This window comes from Acidovorax sp. GW821-FHT11A03 (genome assembly GCF_058809075.1).
Genome location: NZ_JBXASG010000007.1, coordinates 130404 through 144387, shown reverse-complemented (window position 1 = coordinate 144387; position 13984 = coordinate 130404). Strand labels below are relative to the sequence as shown.

The following is a 13984-nucleotide window of genomic DNA, read 5'->3' as shown; positions in this document are numbered from 1 at the left end:
CAGGGCCGGACGGCTGCCATTCGGGCAGCCCGGCGGTCCGCCCAGCCGTTTTCACCCTGGCGCATGTGTCCTGAGAGGCCGCGCAGGGTAGTTTCCGTATACGACCCCGTACAAGAGTTCGACTATGCAATTCCCTGAATCCTGGTTGCGTGAGTTCTGCAACCCACCCCTTTCGACCGCCGAGCTGGCCGAGACGCTGACCATGGCCGGCCTGGAGGTGGAGGAGCTGCGCCCCGTGGCGCCGCCGTTCGCGAAGATCGTCGTAGGCGAGATCAAGGAAGCCGTGCAGCATCCCGATGCCGACCGCCTGCGCGTGTGCCAGGTGGACGTGGGGCAGGGCGCCCTGCTCAACATCGTGTGCGGCGCACCCAATGCGCGCGTGGGCATCAAGGTGCCCTGCGCCCTGGTGGGCGCCGAGCTGCCGCCGGGCGACGACGGCAAGCCCTTCCTGATCAAGGTCGGCAAGCTGCGCGGTGTGGAAAGCCAGGGCATGCTGTGCTCGGCGCGCGAGCTCAAGCTGTCGGAAGACCACGGCGGCCTGCTCGAACTTGATGCCTCCGCGCCCGTGGGCCAGGACATCCGCGAGCACCTGAACCTGGACGACACGCTGTTCACACTCAAGCTCACGCCCAACCTGGCGCACTGCCTGAGCGTGTACGGCATCGCCCGCGAAGTCTCCGCGCTGACCGGCGTGCCCCTCTCGCAGCCGGCCTTCCCGGCAGTGGCCTCCAAAGTCCCGGACACCCTGGCCGTGAAGATCAGTGCCCCTGACCTGTGCGGCCGTTTCAGCGGCCGCGTGGTGCGCAACGTGAACACCCGCGCCACCACGCCGCAGTGGATGCTCGACCGCCTGGCGCGCTGCGGCCAGCGCGGCGTGTCGCCGCTGGTGGACATCTCCAACTACGTGATGTTCGAGCTGGGCCGTCCCTCGCACATCTTCGACCTGGACAAGATCCATGGCGGGCTGGATGTGCGCTGGGGCAAGGCGGGCGAGTCGCTCAAGCTGCTCAACGGCAACACCATCACCGTCGACGAAAAGGTCGGCGTGATCGCCGACAGCCAGCAGGTCGAGTCGCTCGCCGGCATCATGGGCGGGGACGCCACCGCCGTCTCGGACGACACCAAGCACATCTACATCGAGGCTGCCTTCTGGTGGCCCAAGGCAGTGGCCGGGCGTTCGCGCCGCTACAACTTCTCGACCGATGCGGGCCACCGCTTCGAGCGCGGCGTGGACCCTGCGCTGACGGTGGAGCACATCGAGCGCATCACCCAGCTGGTGATCGACATCTGCGGCACGCCCGAGACGGCCTGCGGCCCGATGGACGACCAGCGCGTGAACCTGCCCGTGCCCCAGCCCGTCACGCTGCGCGTGGCGCGCGCGGCCAAGGTCATCGGCATGCCGCTCACGCAGGTGCAGTGCGCGGACGTGTTCAGGCGCCTGGGCCTGCCGTTCACGGAAGGCGATGGCACTCTCACCGTGGCGCCACCGGCCTACCGCTTCGACATCACCATCGAAGAAGACTTGATCGAAGAGGTTGCGCGCATGGTGGGTTACAACAACCTGCCCACGACGCCGCCGCTGGCCCCCATCACCCCCAAGCTGCCGCCCGAGGCCACGCGCAGCCCGTTCGCCGTGCACCGTACGCTGGCGGGCCTGGGCTACCAGGAAACCATCAACTTCAGCTTCGTGGAAGAGCGCTGGGAGCGGGAGCTGGCGGCCAACGTGCAGCCCATCAAGCTGCTCAACCCCATCGCCAGCCAGATGAGCGTGATGCGCTCGAGCCTGCTGGGCTCGCTGCTGCAGGTGCTCAAGTTCAACCTGGATCGCCGCGCCGAGCGCGTGCGCGTGTTCGAGCTGGGCCGTGTGTTCCTGCGGGATGCCAGCGTGGCCAACACCGACACCACGGTGGAAGGCTTTCACCAGCCCATGCGCGTGGCCGGTCTGGCTTATGGACCCAACGATGCGCTCCAGTGGGGCCGCAAGGAGCAGTCGATCGACTTCTTCGATGTGAAGGGCGATCTCGAGGCCTTGCTGGCGCCGCTGCAAGCCACGTTCGAGCCGGCCGTCCATCCTGCGATGCACCCCGGCCGTTGCGCGCGGGTGCTCCTCAACGGGCGGGCCGTGGGTTTCGTGGGCGAGCTGCACCCGCAGTGGCGCCAATCGTGGGAGCTCCCGCAAGCGCCGGTGATGTTTGAACTCGAACTGGATGCTGTATTGCAGCGTGCAGTGCCCCAATTCAAGTCCGTGGCCAAGCACCAGTCCGTCGAACGTGATCTGGCGGTGGTGGTCGCTGAGCGGGTCACCCATGCCGAGGTCATGGCGGCGGTCCAGCAAGCGGTGCCCGGCGCAATGCTGCGTTCGGCCGTGCTGTTCGATGTGTACCGGCCCAAGGCGCTGCGTGCGGGCGAAGATGCACCCGCCGGTGGCCTGGCTCCTGGGGAGAAGAGCCTGGCGGTGCGCCTGACTCTGGGCAGCGACGAGGCGACGCTCACCGAGGCCGAGATCGATGCCGCTGTTCAAGCGGTGGTGGGGCAATTGGCCCAGCGCATGGGCGCACGGCTGCGTGTCTGATGATGTTCAAGGGAGCTGACGCCATGATCGAATTCGCCGTCGAAAGCCTGGAAACGCCAGCGCTGACCAAGGCACAACTGGCCGATCTGCTGTTTGACCAGATTGGCTTGAACAAGCGCGAGTCCAAGGACATGATCGACGCATTCTTCGACCTGATCTCGCAGAGCCTGGTGGAGGGCAAGGATGTGAAGTTGTCGGGTTTCGGCAACTTCCAGATTCGCACCAAGGCACCACGGCCCGGGCGCAACCCGCGCACGGGCGAGGCCATTCCGATCAAGGCACGCCGCGTGGTGACGTTTCACGCCAGCAGCAAACTCAAGGAACAGATCCAGACGGCTGCCGGATCGTGAATTTGTGCCGTTTTTGTGACCAGAATGTTGCCGATGACTGGCGGTCCGTGCGCGTCTGCAGTACGCTAGCTGGCTGACCGGTTTGAATCCACCACCCATGGGCACCCCCCTTCCTTCGATCCCCGCCAAGCGCTACTTCACGATTGGTGAGGTCGCGGAGCTTTGTGGCGTCAAGCCCCATGTATTGCGTTACTGGGAGCAGGAGTTCACTCAACTGCGCCCGATGAAGCGGCGTGGCAACCGGCGCTACTACCAGCATCATGAAGTGCTCATGATCCGCCGCATCCGGGACCTGCTGTATGACCAGGGGTTCACCATCAGTGGCGCGCGCAATCGCCTGCAGGAGCTTGCGCATCCCGCCCGTGATGAGGCAGGGGCCGACGGCGCGATGAACGGGTTTGATTCCGAGATGCCCAGCATGCTGGTGGACAGTGCACGCGATCTTTCCATCGATGCGATGGGCATCACGCTGGACTCCAATGCGGTGCGCAAAGAATTATTTGAAATTCGGGCGCTACTTTCTCTGGGTTGACCTTTTTTCTGCATATAATCTAAGTCTTGTCGGCGTGTAGCGCAGCCTGGTAGCGCACTTGCATGGGGTGCAAGGGGTCGCGAGTTCGAATCCCGCCACGCCGACCATTGTTAGCAAAAGCCCAGAACCGAAAGGTTCTGGGCTTTTTTGCTTGGTCGCGGAAAAACATGCCACACGGCCTGGGGTGAAATGAAAGGCGGCTTGCTGCTGCGTGCTGTGCAGGCATGGTGGCGATACCGAGCCCCCGCTGATCAGCAGGCTCCCTGTCGAGGTAGTGCTGACATGTGGTCAGCCCGTGTTGCGGTTGCACCCGCCAAAACCAAAGTAGCGGCTCGCCCCGCAAAGGACTCTCATGATCGATGGACTGGTGGCCGGCAGGCTGTATGGCGAGGCCGAGCGGCGTACTGACAAGGCCGGGAAGCCTTTTACCGTCTCCAAGGTGCGAGCAAGCACGGCGGATGGCGAGACGCTGTTCGTCAACGTGATTGCATTTGAGGCAGGGGTCTGCGCCTCCATGCACGCCCTGCGCGATGGAGACTCTGTGGCGCTGGCGGGAAGCATCACGCCAAGAGTCTGGACGGACAAGCAGGGAAACACGCGGCCCGCGCTGGACATGGTCGCGCACCGCCTGCTCACGCTGCACGGCGAATAAAAAACAAGGCGATGCAAAACTGATTCTGCGGCTCGCGCTCGCCGCGGCGTGACGTGCCAGCGGGCGGTGCAAGAGGAGAGGGTGGGCGAGTCCGGCCGCCTGCCTGGGCGGTGCTTGCGACGGATACCCTGCCGCGCACGAAACAGCATTGAAAACGTGGCTGCTGCCAGGTCGCAGCGATCAGGTTGGTTTTTGGGGTGCAGGCTGGTCCTGCGCGAATCCCAGTGCCTTGAGTTCTTCTTCGCTCAGGTGCAGTTCCGTCAGCTCGGGTTGCCGCGCTTCGACCGTGCGCCTGCGTTCATAGTTGGTGGGCGGCCCTTTTTCCACTTGCCGGCGGTCCTTTCCGCTGCGCCTGTCCGCGCTGCCTCTGCGTTCCACGCTCATGTTGGTAGTCCTCATATAGGAAAAAAGCTCTGGGATTCCTGCCCTGGCTGGCCATCCTTTCAGGAGCACTGAACAGGTGTCCTGACCGGCCGGACTGCATCGTCTCAGTCTGCATGAGGCGGGCACGTTTGAAAAAGAAAGAATGGCAACAAACCAACACACGGCACGCGTTCCAGGTACCAGAACTCCTGGCTGTCCCTGGGGCATTCCGACGCGGTCTGCCTGCGGCAATTTGTCCCAACCTGAGGCGATGCCCTGATTTGGTGATGGTTTGCACCGCATTGATGCGACTCCGTGCCGGCCGGGTCGCTGATGCCAACCCGCTTGCCCGCTCCTGGCGAGCGCTATGTGGCCGCAGGGGCTGAAAGGGCGGCATGGATATTGCGATCTACCGTTGCATGTCTGCCGGTGAAGCTGCCGTCGGACCGACCAACACCCTCCGCTAATGATGGCGGAACCCCCGGACGAGCGAGGCTATGAGCCTCTCGTGGGGTCGTTCCAATCCACACCCGTGCCGTTGCGGAGGGTGAGGTGCACTGGTTGCCTCCCTCGGGGCTGCCGATGCACAGCATCCCTGCACTTGCCCTCCGGGCGGCCCGGTCCATTGCAGGATCACTAGCATGAAAATCGTTCTCATTGGCCACGGCATGGTCGGCCACAAGTTCCTCGAAAGCCTGGCCGAGACCGGCATGACCGGCGTCGAGGTCACAGTGCTGTGCGAGGAGCCACGCCCCGCCTACGACCGGGTGCACCTCTCCGCCTTCTTCAGCGGCACCACGGCCGAGCAACTCTCCCTGGTCGAGCCCGGCTTCTTCGAGCGCACCGGCTTCACCCTGCGCCTGGCGGCGCGGGCCGCATCGGTGGACCGCCGCATTCGCACCGTGACCACGGTCGACGGCGAGGTGCTGCACTACGACAAGCTGGTGCTGGCCACCGGCTCCAACCCCTTCGTGCCCCAGGTGCCGGGGCGCGACCGTGACCACTGCTTCGTCTACCGCACCATCGAGGACCTGGAGGCCATGCAGGCCTCGGGCGCCAAGTCCAAGACCGGCGTGGTCGTGGGCGGCGGCCTGCTGGGTCTGGAATGCGCCAAGGCGCTGCGCGACATGGGCCTCGAAACCCATGTGGTCGAGTTCGCCCCCCGGCTGATGGCCGTGCAGGTGGACAAGGGCGGTGGCCGCGTGCTGCGCGCCAAGATCGAGGAGCTGGGCGTGCAGGTGCACACCGGCCGCAACACTCAGGAGATCACCAATGGCGCCCGTGCGCGCCACCGGATGGTGTTTGCCGACGGGACCTGGCTGGAGACGGACATGATCGTCTTCTCCGCCGGCATCCGCCCGCGCGACGAGCTGGCGCGCCAGAGCCTGCTGGCCGTCGGCCCGCGCGGTGGCGTGGCCATCGACAGCGCCTGCCGTACCAGCGACCACGACGTCTACGCCATCGGCGAATGCGCGTCGTGGAACGAGCAGACCTTCGGCCTGGTGGCACCCGGCTACGACATGGCCCGTGTGGCCGCCCGCCACATCGCAGGCGAGACCGACGCCGCCTTCGTCGGCGCCGACATGAGCACCAAGCTCAAGCTCATGGGCGTGGACGTGGCCAGCATCGGCGACGCCCATGCGAAAACGCCCCACAGCCGCACCTGCCAGTATGTGGACGAGCGCCGCCAGGTCTACAAGAAGATCGTCATCAGCGAAGACGGCAAGCAACTGTTGGGCGCCGTGCTGATTGGCGATGCCACCGAATACGGCACGCTGCTGCAGATGGCCCTGAACGGCATCACGCTGCCCGAGGACCCCGAGTTCCTGATCTTCCCGTCCAGCGATGGCAAGGCCAAACCCGGCCTGGGCGTGGATACCCTGCCCGACACGGCACAGATCTGCTCGTGCAACAACGTCACCAAGGCCGGCATCTGCGAAGCCGTGGGCAATGGCGCCTGCACCATCGCCGAGATGAAGGCCTGCACCAAGGCCGGCGCCACCTGCGGCGGCTGCGTGCCCCTGGTCACCCAGGTCATGAAGGCCGAGATGGCGCGCCGTGGCATGGCCGTGAACAACCACATCTGCGAGCACTTCGCCTACTCGCGCCAGGAGATCTACCACCTGGTGCGCGTGGGCAACATCAGGAGCTTCGGCGAGCTGCTGGCCCAGCACGGCAAGGGCATGGGCTGCGACATCTGCAAGCCGGTGGCGGCCAGCGTGTTCGCCTCGTGCTGGAACGAGTTCGTGCTCAAGAAGGAGCTGGCCGGCCTGCAGGACAGCAATGACTACTACCTGGGCAACATCCAGAAGGACGGCACCTACTCGGTGGTGCCGCGCATGCCCGGTGGCGAGGTCACGCCCGACGGCCTGATCGCCGTGGGCCAGGTGGCCAAAAAGTACGGCCTGTACACCAAGGTCACCGGCGGTGCGCGGGTGGACATGTTCGGTGCGCGGCTGGAGCAGTTGCCGCTGATCTGGGAGGAGCTGATCACCGCCGGGTTCGAGTCCGGCCATGCCTACGGCAAGTCCCTGCGCACGGTCAAAAGCTGCGTGGGCTCGACCTGGTGCCGCTATGGCGTGGGCGACAGCGTGGGCCTGGCCGTGGAGCTGGAGAACCGCTACAAGGGCCTGCGCGCCCCGCACAAGATCAAGTTCGGCGTCTCGGGCTGCACGCGCGAATGCGCCGAGGCGCAGGGCAAGGACATCGGCGTCATCGCCACCGAAAAGGGCTGGAACCTCTACATCTGCGGCAACGGCGGCATGAAGCCGCGCCATGCCGAGCTGTTCGCGTCCGACCTGTCCAAGGAAGACCTGGTGCGCATGATCGACCGGGTGCTGATGTTCTACGTGCGCACGGCCGACCGGCTGCAGCGCACCAGCACCTGGCGCGAGAACCTCGAAGGTGGCCTCGACTACCTCAAGGACGTCTTGCAAAAGGACAGCCTGGGTCTGTGCGCCGAGCTCGAATCGCAGATGCAGAACGTGGTCGATACCTACCAGTGCGAATGGAAGACCGCCGTGACCGACCCCGAGACGCGCAAGCGCTTCCGCTCGTTCGTGAACAGCGACAAGGCCGACGAGAACGTGCTCTTCGTCGAGGAGCGCGGCCAGATCCGCCCGGCCCGCGCGGAGGAGCGCGGCGCCAAGGTCATCCCCATCCGCCAGGCCGCCTGACATGAAGCAGCCCCTGAGTCGCTTCGCGCCTTCACCCTTCTCTCGACGCGCTGTGCGAGTCCGGGAGGGGGACGCCCCCAGCGCATGCGCTGGATACGCCGCCTTCGCGGCGGGGCGGCCCTTGCGTGGGGCACTGGTGTCGGCTGCGCCAGTTGCGCGCGCTGCGGGCAACCTGTAGCGCAATGAATCAATAACGGAGAACTCCCATGAGCGCACTTCCCATGAACAGTACCGACCCCCTTGCCTGGACCGACATCTGCGCGGTCGACGACATCCTGCCCAGCACCGGCGTCTGCGCCCTGGTGGCCAACCGCCATGTGGCGGTGTTCCGCACCGGCAGCGACCAGTTCTTCGCCATCGACAACGTGGACCCGAAGTCGGGCGCCAGCGTGCTCTCGCGCGGGCTGATCGGCAACCTGGGCGAGCGCGTCGTCGTCGCCTCGCCGCTGTACAAGAACCATTTCGACCTGCGCACGGGCGAATGCCTGGAGGCGCCCGAGCATTCGGTGCGGGCGCACGGCGTGCGCGCCGAGGGTGGGCGCATCAGCATTGCAATGGCCTGAGGGCCTGCCCTTGAGGTCTCTTGAGGCCGTGTCCCGGCAACTCTTCGGGCCGGGTTGTGCGGAAGTGCATTGCATCGCGTTCCGCGCAGGCCCCTGGAGGCTTGGCGGGCGCGCGGCAGGTTCTGGGGTTAGCATTCCCTCGTATCGATTTTCTGGAGTTCCCGCATGCCCGACCAGGCCGCGTCCCTGACCGTTTCGACCCTTGTGCTGCGCTCGCGCCAGCTGGAGATCGACGCGGTGCGCCACCTCGCCAGCCGGGCCGTTCTGGTGGACACGATCGGCCAGCTGATAGAAGGTCTGCAGCGCGAGCGCGGCGCATCGGGCGCCTACCTGGCGTCCAATGCCCAGCGTTTTGCCGACATGCGCAGCCGGATCATCCAGGAGGTGCTGCCACTGGAGGCGCGACTGCGCCAGGAATTTGCCCAGCATGTGGAACCCGAACAGGGCGCGACGGCCAAGGCCTTGTCGCTCATGGCGTGGGCCCTCCTGGGGCTTGATTCTCTGCCCGCGCTGCGCAGCCAGATCGACAAGCAGGCGATGACCGCACACGACTCGATCGCTGCGTTCAGCCACCTGATCGCGGGTCTGATCGAGCTGGTCTTCCATGTGGCCGATGCGGCGGGGCTGCCCAGCGTATCGCGCCAGCTGGTGGCTTTGCTGCACCTGGTGCAGGCGCAGGAAGAGGCGGGCCAGGAGCGCGCCATGGGCGCGCTGCTCTATGCCTCTGGCCAGGGTAGCGACGCGCACCAGCAGCGGGTGCTGCACCTCATCGACGCGCAGGAGCGCAGCCTGCGCGTGTTTTCCGAGTTTGCCGATCCGGCTCTGCGTGGACGCTGGGAGCAGCAGCAGCTTGCCCCCGGCATGGCCCAGCTGGAGCGGCTGCGGCGCACGCTGTGCGTGGTGCGCCCCGGCGCCGCCCTGGACAGCAACCTGAGCGACGCCTGGTTCGACGTGTGCACGGAGCGCATCAACGCGCTGTGGCAACTGCAGGTCGAACTGGTCCAGCGTCTGCGCGAGGACTGCGAGGCTCGCATCCTCGAAGCGCAGCAGGACCTGCAGGACTCCAGGGGCCTGCTGCGCGGCCTGCGCGACAACCCGCCGCAGCGCACGCACGCGGTAGACCGGTTCTTCGACATCGCGGTTGCACCCACGTCCGTGCCGGAGGCGGCGGCCGGCACGCACGGGGCCGAATCGGCTTCGCTGCTGGAACTGCTGCAGGCCCAGTCGGCGCGCATGGCCAGCATGGAGGCCGAGCTGGAGGCGGCGCGCCGCACGCTGAACGAACGCAAGGTGATCGAGCGCGCCAAGGGGGTGCTGATGGCCCGCCTGGGCATGAACGAGGAAGTCGCCTTCCGCGTGTTGCAGAAGACCTCGATGGACCAGAACCGCCGGCTGCTCGAGGTGGCGGAGGCCACGCTGTCCCTGCCCGATCTCGCCTTTGCGCAGTCTGCGCTGTCAGGCGCCAAGTCCTCATAGATAGCGTCGCGGTGCCCCGCAACGGGGCGGGCAGGCACTGGTGACCCACTGTGGTGCCGGTGCCGCACCGAGTGGAGGCTCATTTCTTGCGATGGTCGCCGCGCATGCGCCAGAGAGGGACGGGCCACGCTCCGATGCACCATTCCATCAGGGGTATGGAACTTGCATGGAGAGAAGTGGTTGTCGGCTAAAGGCGGCTTGCCAACCCACCGTCTGCAGTCTTCCGCAGGCAAAGGAATCGCGCATCCAAGGATAACGGCGTCCCTTGCGTCTCCTCCAGATGACTGGAGGAGACGCAGCGGACGCCGTTTTCTTTTTTCCTCCTTGCGCGTTCCGCCGGCCTGCCGTCCGGGACGCTGTCAATAGTCTCCCGTCCCAAAGGAAATTCAATGGCCTACCTTGCCCCTGCCGAGTTCGTGACCAAGATGGTCGACTCCGGTGAATCCAAGCTCCTGATGTCCACCCGCGACACGCTGATCCGCTCCTACATGGCCGGCGCCATCCTGGCGCTGGCGGCCGCGTTTGCCGTGACCGTCACGGTCAACACCGGCAACCCGCTGGTCGGCGCCATGCTGTTCCCCGTGGGCTTCATCATGCTGTACCTGATGGGTTTCGATCTGCTGACGGGCGTGTTCACGCTCGCACCGCTGGCGGTGTTCGACAAGCGCCCAGGCGCCACCTGGGCGGGCGTGCTGCGCAACTGGGGCCTGGTGTTCGTGGGCAACTTCGCGGGCGCACTGACGGTGGCGGTCTTCATGGCCATCATCTTCACCTTCGGCTTCAGCGAGGCGCCCAATGCCGTCGGCGAGAAGCTCGGCCACATCGGCGAGGGCCGCACGGTGGGCTATGCCGCCCATGGCGCTGCCGGCATGCTCACGCTGTTCGTGCGTGCCGTGATGTGCAACTGGATGGTCTCCACCGGCGTGGTCGCCGCGATGATGTCCACCACGGTCTCGGGCAAGGCCATCGGCATGTGGATGCCGGTCATGATCTTCTTCTACATGGGTTTCGAGCATTCCATCGTCAACATGTTCCTGTTTCCCACCGGCCTGATGCTGGGCGGCAAGTTCACGCTGATGGACTATCTGATCTGGAACGAGCTTCCCACGGTGCTCGGCAATCTGGTCGGAGGCCTGACCTTCGTCGGTGCCACGCTGTATTCCACGCACTACAAGACCGCGCCCAAGCGCCACCATGTCTGAGCTTCTCCCTGAGCGACCTCGCCGCTGCGCGCTTCGGGCATGGGGACGCCGCCAGCGCGGCGGGGCGACCCCCGCGCGGCGGCTGGCGGGTGGGCCGCGCCGGTTGCATGGGCTGGCGGTGGCGTGCAGCGCCATGGACCGCTGATGGGCCACGGCACGGATCCGGGCGGGCTGCGCGTCACGCTGGGCCAGCACTCGCGGGCGGGGCGCAAGGGCGTCAACCAGGACTTCCATGGTGCCATGTTGCCCGGCGAGCCGCTGCGCGGCTCCAAGGGGATCGTCGTCGCCCTGGCCGATGGCATAGGGTCCAGCACGGTCAGTCAGGAGGCCAGCGCGGCCTCGGTGCGCAGTTTCCTGGACGACTACTACGCCACCTCCGACGCCTGGTCGGTGCGCCGCTCGGCCCAGCGCGTTCTGAGTGCCACCAATGCGTGGCTGCATGCGCAGACCATGCGCAGCCACGCGCGTTTCGACAAGGACCGCGGCTATGTGACCACCTTCAGCGCGCTGATCCTGAAAGGCCGCGATGTCCATGTGCTGCATGTGGGGGATGCGCGCATCTATCGCCTTCACGGGCAGTCGCTCGAGCAGCTGACGCAGGACCACCGTGTCCACCTGTCGTCGGCCGAATCGTTCCTGGGCCGCGCGCTTGGCACGAGTGCCCATGTCGAGATCGACTATTGCTGCCTGCCGGCCGATGTGGGGGCCCTCTACGTGCTGGCCACCGACGGTGCGTACACGCATTTCGATGCAGCCGCAGTGCATGCGGCTCTGGCACGGTTTCCCGGGGACTTCGATCAGGCCGCGCAAGATATCGTGGAGGGTGCGCAGGCCCGCGGCGCCGACGACGACATGACCGTGCAGATCCTGCGCATCGATGCGCTGCCCGATCCTGAAGCCCACCGCCTGCATGCGCTGCGCGAAGGCCTCGCGCTCGCGCCGCCGCTGTCGCCCAGGATGCGTTTCGAAGGCTACACCGTGGTGCGCGAACTGCACGCGAGCGCGCGCAGCCACGTGCACCTCGCGGTGGACGACGCGACGGGGCAGCAGGTGGTGCTGAAGACTCCATCGACGGCGTTGCGCGATGACGCCGGCTATCTCAACAGCTTCCTGCTGGAAGAGTGGGTGGCGCGGCGTATCCATAGTCCCCATGTGCTCCGGCCACACACCAGCGACCGGCCGCGCCAGCATGTCTACGTGGCCATGGAATTCGTGGAGGGCCAGACCCTGGCGCAGTGGATGATCGACCATCCCCGCCCGGATCTCGACGCGGTGCGCAGCCTGGTGGCGCAAGTGGCGAAGGGACTGCAGGCCTTCCATGGCAAGGAAATGCTGCACCAGGACCTGCGGCCGGAGAACGTGATGATTGACCGCACGGGAACCGCCCGGATCATCGACTTCGGCTCCACGCTGGTCGCTGGCCTGGCCGAGGAAGCGCACGGCCTGGACATGGGCTCATCCATTGCCGGCACCTTGCAGTACACCGCGCCGGAGTATTTTGCGGGCATGGGGGGCAGCGCGCGTTCCGACCTGTTCTCGCTGGCGGTGCTCACGTACCAGATGCTGTCCGGGCAGTTGCCGTATGGCCTGCAGGTGGTGCGCATCCGCTCGGCGGGTGATGTGAAACGGCTGCGGTACGTGCCGGTCCGCCACTTGCGGGCCGACCTGCCGGATTGGCTGGATGCCGTGCTGCAGAAGGCCTTGCACCCCGATCCGGCCAGGCGCCAGGAGGCGGTGTCGGAGTTCATCCACGACCTGCAGTCCCCAGGGCTGCGGTTCCGGCGCCGCAGGGCGGCACCGCTGGTGGAGCGCAATCCGGTCGTTTTCTGGCAGACCGCCACGCTGGTGCTGGCGCTGGCCGTGCTCTTGCTGGCCGGGTTGCGTGTTTTTGGGCGCTGAGCGGCCAGAAAGGGCGATGCTGCCGGGCAGCAGGCCCTCCCGGCATGCGCAAAAAAATAAAGCCCCGCCATTTATCCAATAGCGGGGCTTTCTTTGCTGACTTGGTGCCGGAGAGATGAATCGAACACCCGACCTTCTCATTACGAATGAGCTGCTCTACCGACTGAGCTACACCGGCGTAAGCCTCAGATTATAGCGTGGAATGGTAGGCTGTCACGCGCTCCACCTCATTTTTTGATCCCAGGATCACGCTGACGCGCTCGTGCAGCTGGGTGGGCTGGATGTCCAGGATGCGCTGCTTGCCGTTGGTGGCGGCGCCGCCGGCCTGCTCCACCAGCCAGCCCATGGGGTTGGCCTCGTACATCAGGCGCAGCTTGCCGGGTTTGTTGGGTTCGCGCTTGTCCCAGGGGTACATGAAGACGCCCCCGCGGGTGAGGATGCGGTGCACATCCGCCACCATGCTGGCGATCCAGCGCATGTTGAAGTCCTTGCCGCGCGGGCCGTCCTTGCCCTGCAGGCACTCGTCGATGTAGCGCTTCACGGGCGTGTCCCAGTGCCGCATGTTGCTCATGTTGATGGCGAATTCCTTGGTGTCCTCGGGAATGCGCACGTTCTCCTCGGTGAGCACGAACGAGCCCTGTTCGCGGTCGAGCGTGAACATGGCGACGCCGTCGCCCACGGTGAGCACCAGCGTGGTCTGCGGGCCATAGATGCAATACCCCGCAGCCACTTGCTGGGTGCCGGGCTGCAGGAAGTCGCCTTCCTCCACGCCACGGTCGCCATCGGGCTTTTTCAGCACGCTGAAGATGGTCCCGATGCTCACGTTCACGTCGATGTTGCTGGAGCCGTCCAGGGGGTCGAACAGCAGCAGGTATTCGCCTTGCGGATAGCGGTTGGGCACCAGGTAGATGCCGTCCATTTCCTCCGAGGCCATGGCCGCGAGGTGGCCGCCCCATTCGTTGGCCTCGATCAGCACCTCGTTGGCGATGATGTCGAGCTTCTTCTGGATCTCGCCCTGCACGTTTTCGCTGCTGGCCGTGCCCAGCACGCCGCCCAGCGCGCCCTTGTTCACGGCGTGGCTGATGCTCTTGCAGGCGCGGGCCACCACTTCCAGCAGCAGGCGCAGTTGCGAGGGGATGAGGCCGTCCACCCGTTGCTGTTCAACGAGGTAGCGGGTCAGGCTGATGCTTTTTGCCATG

General features: G+C 65.9%; 11 protein-coding genes and 2 tRNA genes. 10 read left to right on the top strand and 3 right to left on the bottom strand.

Features of this window, described 5'->3' with window-relative positions; genetic code table 11:
* Positions 1–124 precede the first annotated feature (124 nt).
* The 5 genes from pheT to AC1RVY_RS18480 all read left to right on the top strand — a co-directional run bounded on the left by pheT (position 125) and on the right by AC1RVY_RS18480 (position 4106).
* Positions 125–2572 (top strand): phenylalanine--tRNA ligase subunit beta, encoded by a 2448-nt coding sequence (gene pheT, locus AC1RVY_RS18500; protein WP_492807627.1) that lies wholly within the window; start codon positions 125–127, stop codon positions 2570–2572.
* A gap of 23 nt (positions 2573–2595) precedes the next feature.
* Positions 2596–2922, top strand: a complete 327-nt coding sequence (locus AC1RVY_RS18495; RefSeq protein ID WP_218297540.1) for an integration host factor subunit alpha — start codon at positions 2596–2598, stop codon at positions 2920–2922.
* A 97-nt stretch (positions 2923–3019) separates the two neighbouring features.
* Positions 3020–3454: a MerR family transcriptional regulator gene (locus AC1RVY_RS18490; RefSeq protein ID WP_218297539.1), complete on the top strand. Its 435-nt coding sequence runs from the start codon at positions 3020–3022 to the stop codon at positions 3452–3454.
* A 30-nt stretch (positions 3455–3484) separates the two neighbouring features.
* Positions 3485–3561: transfer RNA gene (locus tag AC1RVY_RS18485), tRNA-Pro, on the top strand.
* Between the two features lie 245 nt (positions 3562–3806).
* Positions 3807–4106 (top strand): single-stranded DNA-binding protein, encoded by a 300-nt coding sequence (locus AC1RVY_RS18480; RefSeq protein ID WP_218297538.1) that lies wholly within the window; start codon positions 3807–3809, stop codon positions 4104–4106.
* A 180-nt stretch (positions 4107–4286) separates the two neighbouring features.
* Here the strand turns inward: AC1RVY_RS18480 and AC1RVY_RS18475 are convergent, their stop codons facing one another.
* Complete coding sequence (locus AC1RVY_RS18475) at positions 4287–4490, bottom strand: hypothetical protein (protein ID WP_218297537.1); 204 nt, start codon at positions 4488–4490, stop codon at positions 4287–4289.
* 620 nt (positions 4491–5110) lie between these two features.
* Between AC1RVY_RS18475 and nirB the strand changes: the two genes are divergently transcribed.
* The 5 genes from nirB (at position 5111) to AC1RVY_RS18450 (ending at position 12785) form a co-directional block, all read left to right on the top strand.
* Positions 5111–7645 (top strand): nitrite reductase large subunit NirB, encoded by a 2535-nt coding sequence (gene nirB, locus AC1RVY_RS18470; protein WP_492807624.1) that lies wholly within the window; start codon positions 5111–5113, stop codon positions 7643–7645.
* Positions 7646–7851: 206 nt separating this feature from the next.
* Complete coding sequence (nirD, locus tag AC1RVY_RS18465; RefSeq protein WP_369642344.1) at positions 7852–8208, top strand: nitrite reductase small subunit NirD; 357 nt, start codon at positions 7852–7854, stop codon at positions 8206–8208.
* A 165-nt stretch (positions 8209–8373) separates the two neighbouring features.
* Positions 8374–9684, top strand: a complete 1311-nt coding sequence (locus AC1RVY_RS18460) for a nitrate- and nitrite sensing domain-containing protein (protein ID WP_492807621.1) — start codon at positions 8374–8376, stop codon at positions 9682–9684.
* 389 nt (positions 9685–10073) lie between these two features.
* On the top strand, positions 10074–10886 hold the full coding sequence (locus AC1RVY_RS18455) for a formate/nitrite transporter family protein (protein ID WP_218297533.1): 813 nt from the start codon (positions 10074–10076) through the stop codon (positions 10884–10886).
* Between the two features lie 144 nt (positions 10887–11030).
* The gene (locus tag AC1RVY_RS18450; RefSeq protein ID WP_492807619.1) at positions 11031–12785 is read left to right on the top strand and encodes a bifunctional protein-serine/threonine kinase/phosphatase; all 1755 of its coding nucleotides are present in this window, start codon (positions 11031–11033) and stop codon (positions 12783–12785) included.
* 102 nt (positions 12786–12887) lie between these two features.
* Here the strand turns inward: AC1RVY_RS18450 and AC1RVY_RS18445 are convergent.
* Positions 12888–12963: transfer RNA gene (locus tag AC1RVY_RS18445), tRNA-Thr, on the bottom strand.
* Positions 12964–12975: 12 nt separating this feature from the next.
* The gene (locus AC1RVY_RS18440; RefSeq protein ID WP_218297531.1) at positions 12976–13983 is read right to left on the bottom strand and encodes a class 1 fructose-bisphosphatase; all 1008 of its coding nucleotides are present in this window, start codon (positions 13981–13983) and stop codon (positions 12976–12978) included.
* Position 13984 lies beyond the last annotated feature (1 nt).

Bases quoted from the DNA above. Each gene is read 5' to 3' on its own strand.
- AC1RVY_RS18450 (WP_492807619.1), top strand. From the start codon at position 11,031: ATGGGCCACGGCACGGATCCGGGCGGGCTGCGCGTCACGCTGGGCCAG.
- AC1RVY_RS18440 (WP_218297531.1), bottom strand. From the start codon at position 13,983: ATGGCAAAAAGCATCAGCCTGACCCGCTACCTCGTTGAACAGCAACGG.
- AC1RVY_RS18490 (WP_218297539.1), top strand. From the start codon at position 3,020: ATGGGCACCCCCCTTCCTTCGATCCCCGCCAAGCGCTACTTCACGATT.
- nirD (WP_369642344.1), top strand. From the start codon at position 7,852: ATGAGCGCACTTCCCATGAACAGTACCGACCCCCTTGCCTGGACCGAC.
- AC1RVY_RS18495 (WP_218297540.1), top strand. From the start codon at position 2,596: ATGATCGAATTCGCCGTCGAAAGCCTGGAAACGCCAGCGCTGACCAAG.
- nirB (WP_492807624.1), top strand. From the start codon at position 5,111: ATGAAAATCGTTCTCATTGGCCACGGCATGGTCGGCCACAAGTTCCTC.
- AC1RVY_RS18475 (WP_218297537.1), bottom strand. From the start codon at position 4,490: ATGAGCGTGGAACGCAGAGGCAGCGCGGACAGGCGCAGCGGAAAGGAC.
- AC1RVY_RS18460 (WP_492807621.1), top strand. From the start codon at position 8,374: ATGCCCGACCAGGCCGCGTCCCTGACCGTTTCGACCCTTGTGCTGCGC.
- AC1RVY_RS18455 (WP_218297533.1), top strand. From the start codon at position 10,074: ATGGCCTACCTTGCCCCTGCCGAGTTCGTGACCAAGATGGTCGACTCC.
- AC1RVY_RS18480 (WP_218297538.1), top strand. From the start codon at position 3,807: ATGATCGATGGACTGGTGGCCGGCAGGCTGTATGGCGAGGCCGAGCGG.
- pheT (WP_492807627.1), top strand. From the start codon at position 125: ATGCAATTCCCTGAATCCTGGTTGCGTGAGTTCTGCAACCCACCCCTT.